This window comes from Streptomyces sp. NBC_01077 (assembly GCF_045162855.1).
GTDB lineage: Bacteria > Actinomycetota > Actinomycetes > Streptomycetales > Streptomycetaceae > Streptomyces.
This window is the reverse complement of the sequence record NZ_CP108669.1, coordinates 6,553,819-6,570,229: the sequence shown is the minus strand read 5'-3', so window position 1 is coordinate 6,570,229 and position 16,411 is coordinate 6,553,819. Positions and strand designations below refer to the sequence as shown.

Annotated in this window: 10 protein-coding genes; 5 read left to right on the top strand and 5 right to left on the bottom strand. The window is 72.4% G+C overall.

Annotated features, from left to right (window positions below):
* Window positions 1–90: 90 nt before the first annotated feature.
* The 5 genes from OG462_RS29920 to OG462_RS29900 all read right to left on the bottom strand — a co-directional run bounded on the left by OG462_RS29920 (window position 91) and on the right by OG462_RS29900 (window position 6,822).
* Window positions 91–1,458 carry an FAD-dependent monooxygenase gene (locus tag OG462_RS29920; RefSeq protein ID WP_406062319.1) on the bottom strand — a complete coding sequence of 456 codons (1,368 nt, stop codon included), beginning with the start codon at window positions 1,456–1,458 and terminating at the stop codon, window positions 91–93.
* 22 nt (window positions 1,459–1,480) lie between these two features.
* Window positions 1,481–2,587 (bottom strand): monodechloroaminopyrrolnitrin synthase PrnB family protein, encoded by a 1,107-nt coding sequence (locus OG462_RS29915; RefSeq protein ID WP_406062317.1) that lies wholly within the window; start codon window positions 2,585–2,587, stop codon window positions 1,481–1,483.
* Window positions 2,588–2,769: 182 nt separating this feature from the next.
* Window positions 2,770–4,203 carry an MFS transporter gene (locus OG462_RS29910; protein WP_406062316.1) on the bottom strand — a complete coding sequence of 478 codons (1,434 nt, stop codon included), beginning with the start codon at window positions 4,201–4,203 and terminating at the stop codon, window positions 2,770–2,772.
* A complete protein-coding gene (locus OG462_RS29905; protein WP_406062314.1) occupies window positions 4,200–5,630 on the bottom strand; it encodes a 4-hydroxyphenylacetate 3-hydroxylase family protein in 1,431 nt (476 codons plus the stop codon). The genes OG462_RS29910 and OG462_RS29905 overlap by 4 nt, the downstream gene beginning before the upstream one ends.
* 172 nt (window positions 5,631–5,802) lie before the next feature.
* Window positions 5,803–6,822, bottom strand: coding sequence for an AraC family transcriptional regulator (locus OG462_RS29900; protein ID WP_406062312.1), 1,020 nt, complete (start codon window positions 6,820–6,822; stop codon window positions 5,803–5,805).
* Window positions 6,823–6,940: 118 nt separating this feature from the next.
* On the opposite strand from OG462_RS29900, the gene OG462_RS29895 reads away from it, so the two are divergent.
* The 5 genes from OG462_RS29895 to glgB all read left to right on the top strand — a co-directional run bounded on the left by OG462_RS29895 (window position 6,941) and on the right by glgB (window position 16,371).
* The gene (locus OG462_RS29895; protein WP_406062311.1) at window positions 6,941–7,867 is read left to right on the top strand and encodes an SDR family oxidoreductase; all 927 of its coding nucleotides are present in this window, start codon (window positions 6,941–6,943) and stop codon (window positions 7,865–7,867) included.
* Window positions 7,868–8,208: 341 nt separating this feature from the next.
* Complete coding sequence (locus OG462_RS29890) at window positions 8,209–10,194, top strand: alpha-1,4-glucan--maltose-1-phosphate maltosyltransferase (RefSeq protein WP_406062310.1); 1,986 nt, start codon at window positions 8,209–8,211, stop codon at window positions 10,192–10,194.
* Window positions 10,191–11,885, top strand: coding sequence for a maltose alpha-D-glucosyltransferase (treS, locus tag OG462_RS29885; RefSeq protein WP_406062308.1), 1,695 nt, complete (start codon window positions 10,191–10,193; stop codon window positions 11,883–11,885). The genes OG462_RS29890 and treS overlap by 4 nt, the downstream gene beginning before the upstream one ends.
* 246 nt (window positions 11,886–12,131) lie before the next feature.
* Window positions 12,132–13,481, top strand: a complete 1,350-nt coding sequence (locus tag OG462_RS29880; RefSeq protein ID WP_406062306.1) for a maltokinase N-terminal cap-like domain-containing protein — start codon at window positions 12,132–12,134, stop codon at window positions 13,479–13,481.
* A 628-nt stretch (window positions 13,482–14,109) separates the two neighbouring features.
* Entirely contained in the window at window positions 14,110–16,371 is a 2,262-nt protein-coding gene (gene glgB, locus OG462_RS29875; RefSeq protein WP_406062304.1) for a 1,4-alpha-glucan branching enzyme, read from the top strand.
* The last annotated feature ends 40 nt before the right edge of the window (window positions 16,372–16,411 follow it).

The window sequence follows — 16,411 nt, the reverse complement described above, 5'->3', positions numbered from 1 at the left end:
GACGTTAGGGCACGATCCGCCACCGGACCACGGCGCGCGCGGAGCGGTGGGGCGCGTTCGCGGCCCCGGCAGTGATCGGCAGGGCACCCCCTAGCCGACGGCCGGGAGGGGGATCTCGTACGGGGAGCCCTGGTTCACGGTCGCCGGGTCGAAGGCACCCGTGGCGGCGTACCGGCAGGCGATGGCGGCGAGTTCCTCGGCGGGGATGACCTCGTGGATGTCGGTGAAGCCCTGCGGGGCGCGCGCGTGCGCCAGGTTGATGACGACCTCGGGGCCCAGCTCCCGGTTGGCCCGCTGGAGCGCGGTGGTGACGGGGCGGCGGTCCCGCTCGTACGCGGCGAGGCCGTCCGCGGGATCGGGATGCCGGGCGAGGGCGTGGGCGAGGGCGCGCGCGTCGACGATCGACTGCGTCGCCCCGTTGGAGCCGATCGGGTACATGGCGTGGGCGGCGTCGCCGATGAGGGTCGTACGGCCGTGGGTCCACCGGTCCAGCGGCTCGCGGTCGACCATCGGGTACTCGTACGCGGAGTCGGCGGCGCGCAGGATGCCGGGGACGCTGACGCCGTCGAACTCCCAGCCCTCGTAGAACGGGAGGAACGTCTCGACGGGGACGGACCGGTTCCAGTCGCCCAGGAACCGCTCGTCCCCCGTCGGCGACCCGGACCGGCAGGTGCGCTCGGCGGGCCGGGCGAGCGCCCAGTTCACCAGAACCTCCCGGTCGGGCCCGGTCGGCCGGCCCATCGGGTACACCACGGCCTTCTGCCGGTCGTCGCCCGCGATGAGCATGAACGAGCCCACCGCCCGCGCCGGCATCCGGGACACCCCCCGCCACACCAGCATCCCGTTCCACAGCGGCCCGCCCTCCGCCGGGTGCAGCGCCGCCCGCACCGTCGAGCGGATGCCGTCCGCGCCGACGAGGACGTCCGGTTCGAGCGAGGCACGGCCCCGCACGGCGCCCTCCCGGTGTTCGAGCCGCAGCCGCGGCCGCCCGTCCGGCGTCAGCTCCACCCCGCTCACCCGCACGCCGGTGACCAGTGCCGCGGGTCCGAGCCTGGCCCGTACCGCGCCCGCGAGGACCTGCTGGAGATGCCCGCGGTGGACCGACAGCTGCGGCCAGCGGTAGCCCGCGCCGAGACCGCGCGGCTCCCGGGATATCAGCCCGCCCGAGCAGTGGTAGTAGCGCAGCTCGCGGGTCCGCAGGGCCCCCGCCTCGAGGGCGTCGAGCAGGCCGAGCGCGTCCAGTTCGCGGACCGCGTTCGGCATCAGGTTGAGCCCGGCGCCGACCGGACGGATCGCGGGCGCCGTCTCCACGACCGTCACCCGCTCGAAGCCGGCGGCGTGCAGGGAGAGGGCGGCGGTGAGTCCGGCGATGCCGCCGCCGGCGATCACGATGTGCGGGCTCTGCCCGTAGTCCGGGGCGGGGCGACGGCCGTACGGGAAAGGGGTGTGGGGGGACATGACGACTGCTCCTTCGGCGCCGCTACGCGGCCGACGGCCCGACGGGGGCCCCTGCGGGACGGCGCCGCACGGTCGCGCGGCGCACCATGGTCTCGTTCTCCCTGGTCAGATCCAGGATCGAGCGCAGCAGCGCGACCGGGGCCCCGCCGCTGCCCTCCTCGTACAGCCGCACGTCCTCGCTGTACGCCTTGCGGGCGATGCCGAGGTGCCGGGCGCGGAAGGTCTTCAGGAGGCGCAGCACCCGGCCGAGTGCCTCCGCGGACGCGGTCAGCGAGGGCGGCAGCCGGTCCGCGCCCTCCCAGCTGACGGCGGCCGACAGTTTGCTGACCGCCGACACCCCGCCCCGGTGCCGGGTGTGGAACGCGCGCCAGGCCGGCAGCGCGTACGGCACCGACTCCGCGAGGAAGGCCTCGTAGGAGGGGTCCGAGCGGTCGCACTGCCACAGCGTCAGATCGACCAGCCAGAGCGGCACCTGCGCGGCGGCCGGGCCGAGGTAGTCCCGGCCGGCCACCTCGACGTCCTCGAAGTAGGGGCGCAGGGTGAGGGCGAAGTACTCCGGGGACACCTGCGCCACCGTGAGGTCGATGGAGTCGACGATCGCCCGGACATGGTGCGCCACCCGGTCCAGGGCGGTGGCGAACCCCGGGTCGTACGGTTCGAGGCGGGCGACCCGGCCGCAGTCGTCGAGCGCGGCGACCAGACCGGGGAACACCATCCGTACCGCTTCCTGGAGCCGGGCCTCCGTCGGATGGCCGGTGTAGGAACGGCGGCGCGGACCCGGCGGGTTCCACGTCGTGTAGTGGTGGACGGTGTCCCGGGGCACCATGTCGGTGCGACGGCCCAGGAGTTCGAGGACGGGCAGCGCCTCGGGCACCACGGCGAGGGGCTGGACGCCGTGCCGCTTCAGCGAACCCAGCAGGATGCCGAGGTCCCGCATCGCCGCGAGCGCGTGGCCGACGCTCCACTGGGCGGCCCGGTCGAGGTCCGGCACCAGGGCGCGCAGTGCGACGGTGAGTGCGGCCACGTCGGCGTCCGCGTTCATCGCGGGCACGGCGGCGAGCAGGGCGTCGGCGCCGAGCGGGTCGGCGGCGCGTATGTCCTCGGTGCGGTGACGCGGATCGCCGAGCAAGACGGGGGCTCCTCTTCATTCGGGGGCTCGGTTCGCCTCCGGGGCGCTGGTGCGACTGTCGACGGTCGACCGTGCTCGGTCCCTCGTTCCTCGGGACCTCCGCGCGCTCTCCCTTACGACAGCCGCACGCCCCTTCGGCTCACTCGCCGGTGGTAGTGGGCGGCGTTTCTGGTTCGTGCGGGTCAGCGGCGGTCCGGGACCTGTTGCCCGGGCGACGGCGCGGGGGCATGTCTCGGCGGATGGAGGCGTAAGGAGACGAGCGCTGCCGCCGCGGCGAAGGCGGCGCCGGTGAGCAGGGCGGCGCGGTACCCGGACGTCTCCGCGACCGCGCGGGCCGCGTCCACCCCCTCGGTACGGCGCGTGGCGACGGCCACCAGGACGGCGAGGCCGAGCACGGAGCCGAACTGCTGGCTGGTGTTGACGAGTCCGGAGGCGAGTCCGGTCTCCTCGGCCGTGGCCTCCGCCGTCGCCGCCACGTTGGTGGTGACCACGACGAGCGGCAGTGCGGCGCCCAGGAGCAGGCTCGGGGCGAGGACGGTGCTCGCGAAGCCGCCGTCCGGGGTGAGCGCCAGGGCCAGCCACACTGTCCCCGCGCACAGCAGGGCGAACCCCAGGGTCATCGTCCGGTGCAGACCGATCCGGAAGATGAGCCGGCCGGTCTGCGGGGCGACCGCGACGACGACGAGCGACAGCGGCAGCAGGCCGAGGCCGCCGCCGAGGGGCGCGTACCCGAGGACGTTCTGGAGGTAGAGGCTGACCAGGAAGAACATCGGGAACAGCGTCGTCTGGGCGAGCGCGGCCAGGACGTTGGACAGCCGGAGCGCGGGCCGGGCCAGCACGGAGGGCGGGACGAGCGGCGCGGCGGCCCGGGTCTCGACGGCGGCGAAGGCGAGCAGCAGCGCGAGGCCCGCTCCCCCGGCGCCGAGGGTGCGGGCGGACAGCCACCCGGCCTCGGCCGCGCCGACGAGCGCGTAGGCGACGAGTCCGAGTCCGGCGGTCGCGGCGGACGCCCCGGCGAGGTCGAAGCCGTCGTGCCGGGAGGGGCCGGTGCGGTGGTCGAGGACCAGCAGGGCGAGGACGGCGAGGACGGCCGCGAGCAGCACGTTCAGCCAGAACGTGGAGCGCCAGCCGAGGAGGTCGGTGACGACGCCGCCGAGGACCGTCCCGAGGACCCCGCCGAGGCCGCCCATCGCGGCGAACGCGCCGAGCGCCTTGTGCCGGGCGGGCCCGTCGGGGAAGAGCAGGAGCAGCAGGGCGAAGGCGGCGGCCGCGGCGAGCGCGGCGCCGACGCCCTGGGCGGCGCGGGCCGCGACGAGGGCGCCGGCGCCGGGGGCGAGACCACCGGCGGCCGAGGCGACGGCCAGCAGGCCGAGGCCGCCGAGGAAGACCCGCCGGTGGCCGAGGAGGTCGGCGATCCGGCCGCCGAGGAGGAGCAGTCCCCCGAAGGTGATGAGGTAGGCGTTGGCGACCCAGGAGAGGCCGGCGGACCCGGAGGCGAGGTCCTCGCCGACGGACGGCAGCGCAACGTTGACGAGCGCGGTGTCCATGATCAGCAGCAGTTGGGTGGCGGCGAGCAGGGCGAGCGCCCCGCGTCGTGGCGCCGGTGCCGTGGTCACCGGGTCGTCCCGAGGCCGTAGCCGTCGAGACAGGCCTGGGCGAGGCTCTCGCAGTCGCCCGCGGCGCCGGCCCAGGTCTGCATGGTCAGGTAGACGTGCGGGGCGCCGTGGTAGAAGCGCTCGTACTGTTCGTGGCGTCCGGCGAACTCGGAACCGAGGGCGTCCCAGGCGAGCTTGAGGAGTTTGAGGCGGTCCTCGGCGGGGTGGCCGGGGGTGCCGAAGTAGCGGCGTACCAGCGGCCCGAGCTCGGGGTGGAGCAGGTCCCGGCCGCTCGCGGGGAGCTGGACGAGGGCGCCGCCCGCGAGGAGCTTGATGTCCTGGACGGCGCGCGGGTAGAGCTCGCCGGCCATGATCCGCTGGGCGAAGGAGATGTCCTGCCCGGGGCGGACGCCGCCGCGCCCGCCGTCGACCTCCTCGTACGAGGCCTCGGCGGCCAGCACGAAGGCCTTGGCCTGGGCGACCATGCCGAGGAGCCGGCCGACGGCCTGGGTGACGGGCGGCAGTTTCTCGGTGCCGTGGGAGCGGGTGATGAGGATCGCGAGTCCGGTGAGGAACTCCAGCTTCGTCCAGAAGCGGGTCGCGGACTGGTGGACGAAGTTGAGGTAGGCGGGGGTCTGCCACCAGACGGCGCCGGTGGTGGCCGGGTCGCGATGGGTGAGGACCCGTTCCCAGGGCACGAAGACGTCCTCGCAGACCAGCATCGCGTCGTTCTCGTCGTACCGGGAGGAGAGCGGGTGGTCGAAGACGGACCGGGAGCGTTCCTCGTAGGAGGTGCGGGAGATCAGCTTGAGGCCGGGGGTGTCGAGCCGTACGGCGAAGGTCACCGCGTGTGCGGTGTCGTCGGCCGCGAGCGGTTCGATGGTGCCGACGAGGATCTCGTCGGCGAAGACGGCGCCCGTGCCGACGGTCTTGGCGCCGCGGACGACGATCCCGCCGTCCCGTTCCCCGACGACCCGCAGGGTGAGGTCGTCGCCGTCGTGCCCGGGGGCCGGGTTGCCGAGGGTGAACGCGCAGTGCAGATCGCCCTCGGCGAGCCGGCGGTGGAAGGCGAGGGCGTGCTCGGCGCCGTCGAAGGTCTCGCCGGTGAGGACGCCGGGCGCGGCGGCGAACCCGGCCGCGCCGGCGGCCATGTAGTCGGGGGTACGGCCGAGGAAGCCGTAACTGGCCTCGGCCGTGGTCCGGAAGGCGCGGCGGCGGGCGACGAGGTCCTCGTAGGAGCGGGGCACGGCGTACGCGCGGCGCACCCCGCCCTGGACGAGGACGGGGTGGTGGACGGGGTCGTCGGCGAGGTCGTAGAGCTCGGCGAAGGAGGCCGCGGTGGCCCGGAAGGCGGGGTGGGCGGTGACGTCCTTGACCCGCTCCCCGTCGAGCCAGACCTCGCGCCCGTCGCGCAGCCCCTCCAGATACTCCTGCCCGGACCTCGTCACCGGTGTATCGCCTCTCCTCGGGTGTCACGGCTCTGCCGGTCCCGAGCCTGTCCGGGGCGACCCGGCCGGACAATGAGCGTCCGTCCACGGGTCCTTAAGAACCGTCCAGGGAATCCCGAAGATGTCAGGTCGGCCGGACCGAAGCGGCGCGGAGGGCCGTACCCGTCACCGTTCAGGCCGCCCGGTCGCCTCCCGCGCGGTACTCCCCCGGGGTCACCCCGAACCATTTGCGGAAGGCGAGGTGGAAGCCGACGGCGCTCTGGTAGCCGACGCGGGCGGGCACGGCCGACTGCGGGAGCGAGGTCTCGGTGAGGAGCCGGCCGGCCTCCTGCATCCGGCGGGCGGCGAGGTACCGGGCCGGCGACTCGCCGACCAGATCGCGGAAGGAGGCGGTGAACGCGGAGCGGGACATGCCGACCTCCCGGGCGAGGGAGTCGATCGTCCACGGTTCGGCGAACCGGGTCGCCATCATGACGACGGACCGGCTGATCCCGGGGTGCCTGAGCAGCGGCAGCGAGGCCGGATTGCCCGCGAGTTCACGGAGCAGCGGGCGCAGCGCCAGGACCAGGGCCATCTCGAAGGCGCGCAGGGTGATGAGCCGGTCGCCGGGTCCGACGGGCCGGTCGGGGGCGGCGAGCAGCCGCAGGGTGTCGCGGAGCAGCGGCTCGCGACCGACCTGCGTGCCGTCGAGGACGAGCGCCCAGGGCAGCGAGGTGTAGAGGCCGGTGGCGGCGCTGGCGTCGTAGTGGAGCCCGGCGCAGAGCAGCCTGCTCTCGGGGCCGCTGCCCTCGATGACGATCTCGCCGGAGGTGCCGGGCTGCCGCTCGGGCAGGACGGCCTTGAGCGGGACGCCCTGGCGTTCGGGCCGGTCGGAGAGGCGGTGCGCGGTGCCGGTGGGGAAGACGACGAGGTCTCCGGCGTGCAGTTCGACGGGGGCCTCGTCGTCGGCGGTGATCCAGCAGTCGCCCTCGACGACGTAGTGGAGGACGGCGCAGCTGCGTTCGGCGTCGCCCTCGATGGCCCACGGGGCGCGGACGTGCCAGCGGCTGTCGAAGACTCCGGTGAGCCGGAGGGGTTTGAGCAGTTCGCTCAGCAGGTCGTCGTGCTGTTCGTGCTCGTCGTGCCGGTCGGGTCGCTCGCGCTGATGGCGCTGCTCGCGCTGATGGTGACGGTCGGTTCCCACGGTTGCCATGGACGATCCTTCAACTTCCGCCCCGGTTTGTTAATTGAACGGCCGAAGCCGTCGCGGCGAGCCTGGAACGACGCCGACACGACAGCAGGAAAAGTCTATCGAAGGGCCTCAGACACACATGTCCAGTGAGATTCCGATGCGGGTGGCGGTCGTGGGCGCGACAGGGTTCCAGGGGGGTGCGGTGGCCCGGCTGCTCGCCGAGCGGCACCACCGGGTCCGCACCCTGACGCGGCGGCCGTCGGCCGACCGGCCGCCGCTGCCGGGCGCCTACTTCCTCGCCGGCGACCTGGGGCGGCCGGCCGATGTCCGGCAGCTCTTCGAGGGGACGACGCACGCGTTCGTGACGATGCCGCTGGTGTACGAGAGCGAGCGGGTGGAGGCGTACGCGCGGAACGTCGCGGAGGCGGCCCTGGAGGCGGGGACGGAACGTCTGGTCTTCAACTCCAACACCCGGATACCGCTGGCTCCGACGGACGTCGCCGCCTTCGAGACGCGGCGGCTCGCGGAGCGGGTGCTGCGGGACAGCGGGGTGCCGCTGGTGGTGATCCGGCCGCCGGTGTACCTGGACAACCTGTTCTCGCCCTGGAACGGTCCGGCCCTGGTCGACGAGGGGGTGCTCGCGTATCCGCTGCCGGCGGCCGCGCGGACGGCGTGGCTGTCGCACCGGGGTCTCGCGGAGGCGGCGCTTGCGGCGCTGACGCGGGAGGACCTGGAGGGCCGGACCTTCGACATCGGCGGCGAACGCTCGCTGACGGGCGGCGAGCTGGCGGCGGCGTTCGGCCGGGGACTCGGCCGGTCGGTGCGGTACGAGGAGCTGGATCCGGCCGCTTTCGAGCAGGGCCTCGCCCAGCTGCTCGGCCCGGAGACGGCGGCCGGGGTGGCCGGGATCTACCACTTCATGGCGAGCGGTGCCGATCCGCTCCTGATGGCGGACGACGACGGCGTGTCGACCGAGGTCCTGGCCCTCGAACCGCCCCCGGTCGAGGAATGGGTGGCCCGCCAGCCCTGGCAGGTCTGGTCCTCGGACGCGTCCCCGCTGCGCTGATCTCCGGAACCAGGACCCGGGCCCCGGGGACCGAAGAGGAGCCCCCGCCCCACAAAGGCGGGGGCTCTTCTTTGTCCGGGTCCTGCGCTTGCCGCATCGGCTACGCCCTAGTAGTTAACAAAGCTCCTGGATTGCCCACCCGAAGACCGTGGAAGGCTCCTGCGGTACCCCCCGAACCTCTCCCCCCGTGACCCCTGTTCATCCCTATGGACCCCCCATCCGAGTGAACGCGGACAGGAGCGGCCATGCCCGCAACCCGCCGGCCGTCGACGGAGCTAGAAAGAGCGCACAACCACCACCCGCACCCCCGTAACCCGTCAGGTGATGCTGTGAATCCGCTCATGGGACGCATTCCCGTACTGGACGTACGCCCGCTGGTCGACTGTGGCCGGCGCCCCGCCAAAGCGGTGGCCGGAGAGTCATTCGAGGTGACGGCGACCGTCTTCCGCGAGGGCCACGACGCGGTCGCCGCCAATGTCGTGCTGCACGGCCCGTCGGGCCGGCCCGGCCCGTGGACCCCGATGCGCGAACTGGCCGAGGGCACCGACCGGTGGGGTGCCGAGGTCACCCCGGACACCGAGGGCCTCTGGACGTACACCGTCGAGGCATGGAGCGATCCGGTGGCCACCTGGCGCCACACGGCGAGGATCAAGATCCCGGCCGGGATCGACTCCGAACTGGTCCTCGCCGAGGGCGCCGAGCTGCACGAGCGGGCCGCGAAGGGCGTCCCGAAGAAGGGCGGCGGCCGGGAGGCCGTGCTCGCGGCGGCGGACGCGCTGCGCGACGTCTCCCGGCCGGCCGCGGCACGCCTCGCGGCGGCGCTGACCCCCCGGGTGTCCGAGGCCCTCGACCGCCACCCGCTGCGCGAACTCCTCTCGTCCTCCCCCGCGTTGCCGCTGCAGGTGGAGCGGGAGCGGGCCCTGTTCGGCTCCTGGTACGAGTTCTTCCCGCGCTCGGAGGGCGTACGGAAGGTCAAGGGCCGTACGGTCCCCGGGAACTTCCGCACCGCCGCCGAGCGGCTCCCGGCGGTGGCGGCGATGGGCTTCGACGTGGTCTACCTGCCTCCGGTGCACCCGATCGGCGAGACACATCGCAAGGGCCCCAACAACTCGCTCTCCGCGGCACCGAACGACGTGGGCGTGCCCTGGGCCATCGGCTCGCCGGAGGGCGGCCACGACGCGCTCCACCCGGACCTGGGGACCTTCGAGGACTTCGACGCCTTCGTGGCGCGGGCCGGAGAGCTGCGCCTGGAGATCGCCCTGGACTTCGCGCTCCAGTGCTCCCCGGACCACCCGTGGGTGGAGAAGCACCCGGAGTGGTTCCACCACCGCCCGGACGGTTCGATCGCGTACGCGGAGAACCCGCCGAAGAAGTACCAGGACATCTACCCCATCGCGTTCGACGCCGACATGGACGGGATCGTCGCGGAGACCGTGCGGGTCCTCCGTCACTGGATGGACCACGGGGTACGGATCTTCCGCGTCGACAACCCGCACACCAAGCCGGTGGTCTTCTGGGAGCGGGTGATCGGCGAGATCAACCGGGCCGACCCGGACGTGATCTTCCTGGCGGAGGCCTTCACCCGGCCGGCGATGATGCGGACGCTCGGCGCGATCGGCTTCCAGCAGTCGTACACGTACTTCACCTGGCGGAACACCAAGGAGGAGCTCACGGAGTACCTGACGGAGCTGTCCGGCGAGACGGCGGCGCAGATGCGGCCGAACTTCTTCGTGAACACCCCGGACATCCTGCACGCCTACCTCCAGGAGGGCGGCCGGCCCGCGTTCGAGGCGCGCGCGGTGCTCGCGGCGACGCTCTCCCCCTCCTGGGGCATGTACGCCGGGTACGAGCTGTGCGAGGGCACCGCGCTGCGGGACGGCAGCGAGGAGTACCTCGACTCGGAGAAGTACCAACTGCGGCCGCGCGACTGGGAGTCGGCGGAACGGGCCGGGACGACGATCGCTCCCCTGATCACCACCCTGAACCGGATCAGGCGCCGCCACCCGGCCCTGCGCCGGCTGCGGAACATCACCTTCCACGACACGGACAACCCGCAGGTGATCGCGTACAGCAAGCGGTCGGGTTCGAACACCGTTCTGGTGGTCGTCAACCTCGACCCGCACCACACCCAGGAGGCGACGCTCTCGTTGGACATGCCGGAACTCGGCCTCGACTGGCACGAGACCGTGCCGGTGCGCGACGAGCTCACCGGCGAGACCTATCACTGGGGCAGGGCCAGCTACGTGCGCCTAGAGCCGGGTGTCACACCCGCGCACGTCCTCGTCCTGCGACCGTCCCCGCAGACCGGAGGGTCACCCACATCATGACTGTCAACGAGCCCGTCCCCGACACCTTCGAGGACACCCCCGCCAAGGACCGCGATCCCGACTGGTTCAAGCGGGCGGTCTTCTACGAGGTCCTCGTCCGTTCCTTCCAGGACAGCAACGGGGACGGCGTCGGCGATCTGAAGGGCATCACGACCAAGCTGGACTACCTCCAGTGGCTGGGCGTGGACTGCCTATGGCTTCCGCCGTTCTTCAAGTCCCCGCTCAGGGACGGCGGCTACGACGTCGCCGACTACACGTCGGTGCTCCCCGAGTTCGGCGACCTGGCCGACTTCGTGGAGTTCGTCGACGCGGCCCACCAGCGCGGGATGCGCGTGGTCATCGACTTCGTCATGAACCACACGAGCGACCAGCACGAGTGGTTCCAGGAGTCGCGGCGCGACCCGGAGGGGCCGTACGGCGACTACTACGTCTGGGCGGACGACGACAAGCAGTACGCGGACGCCCGGATCATCTTCGTCGACACCGAGTCCTCGAACTGGACCTTCGACCCGGTCCGCAAGCAGTACTACTGGCACCGGTTCTTCTCGCACCAGCCCGACCTCAACTACGAGAACCCGGCGGTGCAGGAGGAGATCCTGTCCGCGCTGAAGTTCTGGCTGGACCTGGGGATCGACGGCTTCCGGCTCGACGCGGTGCCGTACCTGTACCAGCAGGAGGGCACCAACTGCGAGAACCTCCCCGCGACCCACGCCTTCCTCAAGCGGGTCCGCAAGGAGATCGACGACCACTACCCGGACACGGTGCTGCTCGCCGAGGCCAACCAGTGGCCGGAGGACGTCGTCGACTACTTCGGCGACTTCCGCTCCGGCGGCGACGAGTGCCACATGGCCTTCCACTTCCCGGTCATGCCGCGGATCTTCATGGCCGTGCGGCGCGAGTCCCGCTACCCGGTCTCGGAAATCCTGGCGAAGACCCCGGAGATCCCCTCCGGCTGCCAGTGGGGCATCTTCCTCCGCAACCACGACGAGCTCACGCTCGAAATGGTCACGGACGAAGAGCGCGACTACATGTACGCCGAGTACGCCAAGGACCCGCGGATGCGGGCCAACATCGGCATCCGGCGCCGCCTCGCCCCGCTTCTCGACAACGACCGCAAGCAGATGGAGCTGTTCACCGCGCTGCTCTTCTCGCTGCCCGGCTCGCCGGTGCTGTACTACGGCGACGAGATCGGCATGGGCGACAACATCTGGCTGGGCGACCGGGACGGGGTGCGGACCCCGATGCAGTGGACGCCCGACCGGAACGCGGGCTTCTCGTCCTGCGACCCGGGACGCCTCTACCTGCCGACCATCATGGACCCGGTCCACGGCTATCAGGTGACCAATGTCGAGGCGGGGATGGCCTCGCCGTCCTCACTGCTGCACTGGACGAAACGGATGATCGAGATCCGTAAGCAGAACCGGGCGTTCGGCACGGGTACGTACACCGAACTCCCGGCGTCCAACCCGGCGGTGCTCGCCTTCCTCAGGGAAGACGGTGACGACCTGGTCCTCTGCGTGAACAACTTCTCGCGGTTCGCGCAACCGACCGAACTCGACCTGCGCCGCTTCGACGGCACCCAGCCCGTCGAGCTGATCGGCGGGGTGACATTCCCGGCCATCGGCCAGCTCCCCTACCTCCTGACCCTTGCGGGACACGGCTTCTACTGGTTCCGTCTCAAGAAGGGCTGACCCGCGGTCAGTTCGGATTCGTCCGTGGTGGGACGGTTTCCTCCCGTCCCACTCCGGGCACTGTGACCCACACACGTTCCACCGCACGATTCAGGTCCATACGGGCCTTCTTGCCGGGCCCATACGGATCTTCCCCCTCCGACACGTCCCGCACATCCGGACAGCCCCAGCCGCCATCCGGGACACTCTGCGCATTTGAACGCATACGACAGCCAACTGCGCGCCCCGGGGAAAGGACGCGATGCCATGCCGGAGACCGCATCCACCACCCGGGCCCCGGACGCCCTCCTTCCGTCCCTCGCCCCCCTGCTCCACGAATGGCTGCCACGGCAGCGCTGGTTCGCGGGCAAGGGCCGCCGGGTCACCGGATTCACGCTGGAAGCGGCCACCGAGCTGCTGCCCCTGGACGGCACGGGACCCGGTCTCCTCCATCTGCTCGTACGGGTCGAACAGCCGGGCCGCCCGGCCGGCGCACCCGCCGACTGCTACCAACTGCTCCTGGGCGTACGGACCCAGCTCCCGCCCCGCCTCGCCCCCGCCCTGATCGGACGGATCCGGCAGGGACCGCTCGCCGGACGCGCCGTGTACGAAGGGCTGCGCGACCCGCGGCTCGCCGGCCTCCTCTACGAGCGGCTGCGCACCCCGGGCCGGACCGGCCCCCTGCGCTTCCACGCCACGACGACACTGCCGCCCGCCCTCGCCCCCCGCATGCTGGACGCGGAGCAATCCAACTCGTCCCTGGTGTACGGAGATTCGTTCATCCTCAAGATCTTCCGCCGGGTCAGCCCGGGGGCCAACCCGGACCTGGAACTGCCCCTCGCGCTCGCGGGCGCCGGCTGCGCCCGCGTCCCGGCCCCGGTCGCCTGGTTCGAGAGCGGGGCGGCGACCCTGGGCGTCCTCCAGCCGTACCTCCGCGACTCGCGCGACGGATGGCGGCTCGCGCTCGACGCACTCGCCGACGGACGGGACTTCACCGCCGAGGCGCGGGCACTCGGCCGAGCCACGGCCGAAGTCCACCTCGCCCTCGCGGAAGCACTGCCGACCCGTCGGCTCGGCCGCTCCGAGACGGAGCAACTGGCCGCGGCGATGGACCGCCGCCTGCACGCGGCGGCGCAGGCGGTCCCGGCGCTCCTGCCGTACGTCCCGGGCCTGCGCGCCGTCTTCGCGGCGGCGAGCGGCACGACCGGTGACGGACTGGTCCAGCGCATCCACGGCGATCTGCACCTCGGACAGACCCTGCGGGGATCCGACGGCGGCTGGGCCGTCATCGACTTCGAGGGCGAGCCGGCGAAGCCGCTGGACGAACGGCGCAGCCCCCAGCCCACGGTCCGGGACGTCGCCGGCATGCTCCGCTCCTTCGACTACGCGGCCCGCACGCACCGGCCGTGGAACGCGGACTGGGCGGCGCGGAGCCGGGCGGCGTACTGCACGGGCTACGCGGAGGCGGCGGGCGAGGACCCTCGCACGGACCCCGCGCTCCTCCGCGCCTACGAGACGGACAAGGCGGTCTACGAGGTCGTCTACGAGGCCCGCCACCGCCCGGACTGGCTCCCGGTCCCGATGTCCGCCATCGAACGCCTGTCGGCCCCCCAATGAACCCCACGACCCCCCGCGCGCGACCCTCACCCTGCGGCCCGCCGCGCGCGCGGGCCGCCGCCCCGCCCGTACGGGCTTCGCCCGACGCCCTGCGGGCGCTCCGTCCGCCCCCGCCCCCGCCGTGTGGGCAATCGTCCCGCATGGGGGTCCCCCCTGGACGAAGTCCTTGGGGGAGGGACGGGTGGGCACACGGGACGGCGCGCCTGGCGGCGCCTCCGCTCCTTGTGCCCGGACCCGCACCAGCAGTGGCCCGCACCTGTGGTGCGGGTCAGGGCGCGGAAGCCTGGGCCCGGCAAGGGGCGCCGTTCCGTTGTGCCCACCCGTTCCCCCCTGGGGGTCCCCCCGGACGGAGTCTGGGGGAGGAACGATTGCCCACAACGGGGGGGCGGGGGCGCAGCCCCAACGGGGCGCTGCGCACGGGTCCCGGCGGGGGCCGCGGGTCCCCGTCGACGCGGGCGCCTGTCCCCGTCGGGGTGGGTCCGGGAGCGCGCCCCGTTCGGAGCAGTGCCCGTTCGTCGGCAAGGCCCCCAGCTGCGTCAACCCCACCCGCCCCCGTTCGGCCGAGTGTCCCGTCCCCGTTCGACACCGTTGCCCATCCGTACCCCCGTACCCCATAGGAGGCATCCCGGTGACCGCCCGCCCCGCAGGCAAGTCGGCCCGCAGCAGCACCAAGTCCGCCAAGCCCCCGGCGCCCCGGAAGGCGCCACCGCTCGATCCGGGTGACCGGGCCCGGCTGCTCGCCGGGGAGCATCACGACCCGCACGGTGTGCTCGGCGCGCATCCGGTGCGCGGTGGCGTGGTGGTCCGGGTGCTGCGCCCGTGGGCGAGGGAGGTGACGGTCGTCAGCAAGGGCAAGCGGTTCCCGCTCACGCATGAGGGCGACGGGGTCTTCTCCGGGCTGCTTCCGCTCCTCCGCAAGGTTCCCGCGTACGAGCTGCTCGTCCGTTACGACGGGCCCGACGAGCTCGCCGTACACGACCCGTACCGCTTCCTGCCCTCCCTCGGCGACCTCGACCTGCATCTGATCGGCGAGGGCCGCCACGAGGAGTTGTGGACGGCCCTCGGTTCCCACGCCATGACCCACGGCGGAGTGGCCGGCACCCGCTTCGCGGTCTGGGCGCCGAACGCCCGGGGTGTCAGGGTCACCGGTGACTTCACGCACTGGGACGGCACGGGGCTGCCGATGCGCTCGCTGGGTTCGACGGGTGTGTGGGAGCTGTTCGTGCCGGGGGTCGGCGAGGGCGCGGTCTACAAGTACGACATCACGCGGCCCGACGGCACGCACACCGTCCGCGCGGACCCGATGGCCCGCCGTACCGAGTGCCCGCCGAACACCGCCTCGATCGTCACCGCGTCGCACTACACGTGGGACGACGCCGAGTGGATGGCGCGGCGCGGGGCGCGCCCGCACCACGAGGCGCCGATCTCCGTCTACGAGGTGCACCTGCCGTCCTGGCGGCCGGGCCTGACCTATCGTCAGTTGGCGGAGCAGCTTCCCGCGTACGTGGGTGATCTCGGTTTCACGCACGTGGAGCTGATGCCGGTCACCGAGCATCCCTTCGGTGGCTCCTGGGGGTACCAGGTCACCGGCTTCTACGCGCCGACGGCCCGGATGGGCACTCCCGACGACTTCAAGTTCCTGGTCGACGCGCTGCACGCGGCGGGGATCGGGGTCCTGATGGACTGGGTGCCCGCGCACTTCCCGAAGGACGACTGGGCGCTGGCCGAATTCGACGGGCGGCCGCTGTACGAGCACGAGGATCCGCGCCGCTCGCACCATCCCGACTGGGGCACCCTGGAGTTCGACTACGGCCGCAAGGAGGTGCGGAACTTCCTGGTGGCGAACGCCGTGTACTGGTGCCAGGAGTTCCACATCGACGGTCTGCGGGTGGACGCGGTGGCGTCGATGCTCTACCTGGACTACTCGCGGGAGCACGGCGAGTGGCTGCCGAACGAGCACGGCGGCCGGGAGAACCTGGACGCGGTCGCCTTCCTCCAGGAGATGAACGCGACGGTGTACCGGCGCTGCCCGGGGGTCGTGACCTTCGCGGAGGAGTCCACGGCCTGGGACGGCGTCACGCGGGCGACGGACCAGGTGGGGCCGGGCGGCTTCGGCGGTCTGGGCTTCGGCATGAAGTGGAACATGGGCTGGATGCACGATTCCCTGGAGTACGTGCAGAAGGAGCCGGTGCACCGCAAGTACCACCACCACGAGATGACCTTCTCGATGGTGTACGCGTACAGCGAGAACTACATCCTGCCGATCTCCCACGACGAGGTCGTGCACGGCAAGCGGTCGCTGGTGTCGAAGATGCCGGGCGACTGGTGGCAGCAGCGTGCCAACCACCGTGCCTATCTGGGCTTCATGTGGGCGCATCCGGGCAAGCAACTGCTCTACATGGGACAGGAGTTCGCGCAGGGTGGGGAGTGGTCGGCGGACCACGGGCCCGACTGGTGGCTGCTCGACCCGGCGTACGGGGCGGAGCCGGACCACCGGGGGGTGCGGGATCTCGTCCGGGACCTGAACACGGTGTACGGGGCGACGCCCTCGCTCTGGGAGCGGGACACCGTCCCGGAGGGCTTCCAGTGGGTGGTCGGGGACGCGGCCGAGGACAACGTCTTCGCGTTCCTGCGCTTCGACGCGTTCGGCTCGCCGCTGCTCGCGGTCTCGAACTTCTCGCCGGTCGTACGGCACGACTACCGGCTCGGCGTGCCGGACGCGGTGGTGGCGTGGGCGGAGGTCCTGAACACGGACGCCGGCCGGTACGGCGGCGGGGACGTGGTGGGGGGTGACCCGCTGAAGACGGAGTCGGTGCCGTACCACGGGCGTTCGGCCAGCATCCGGATGACGCTGCCGCCGCTCGCGACGGTCTGGCTGCGGCCTGCCTGAGCCCTGGTGGGCAGTAAAGGACTCTACCTGTCCGAGAATT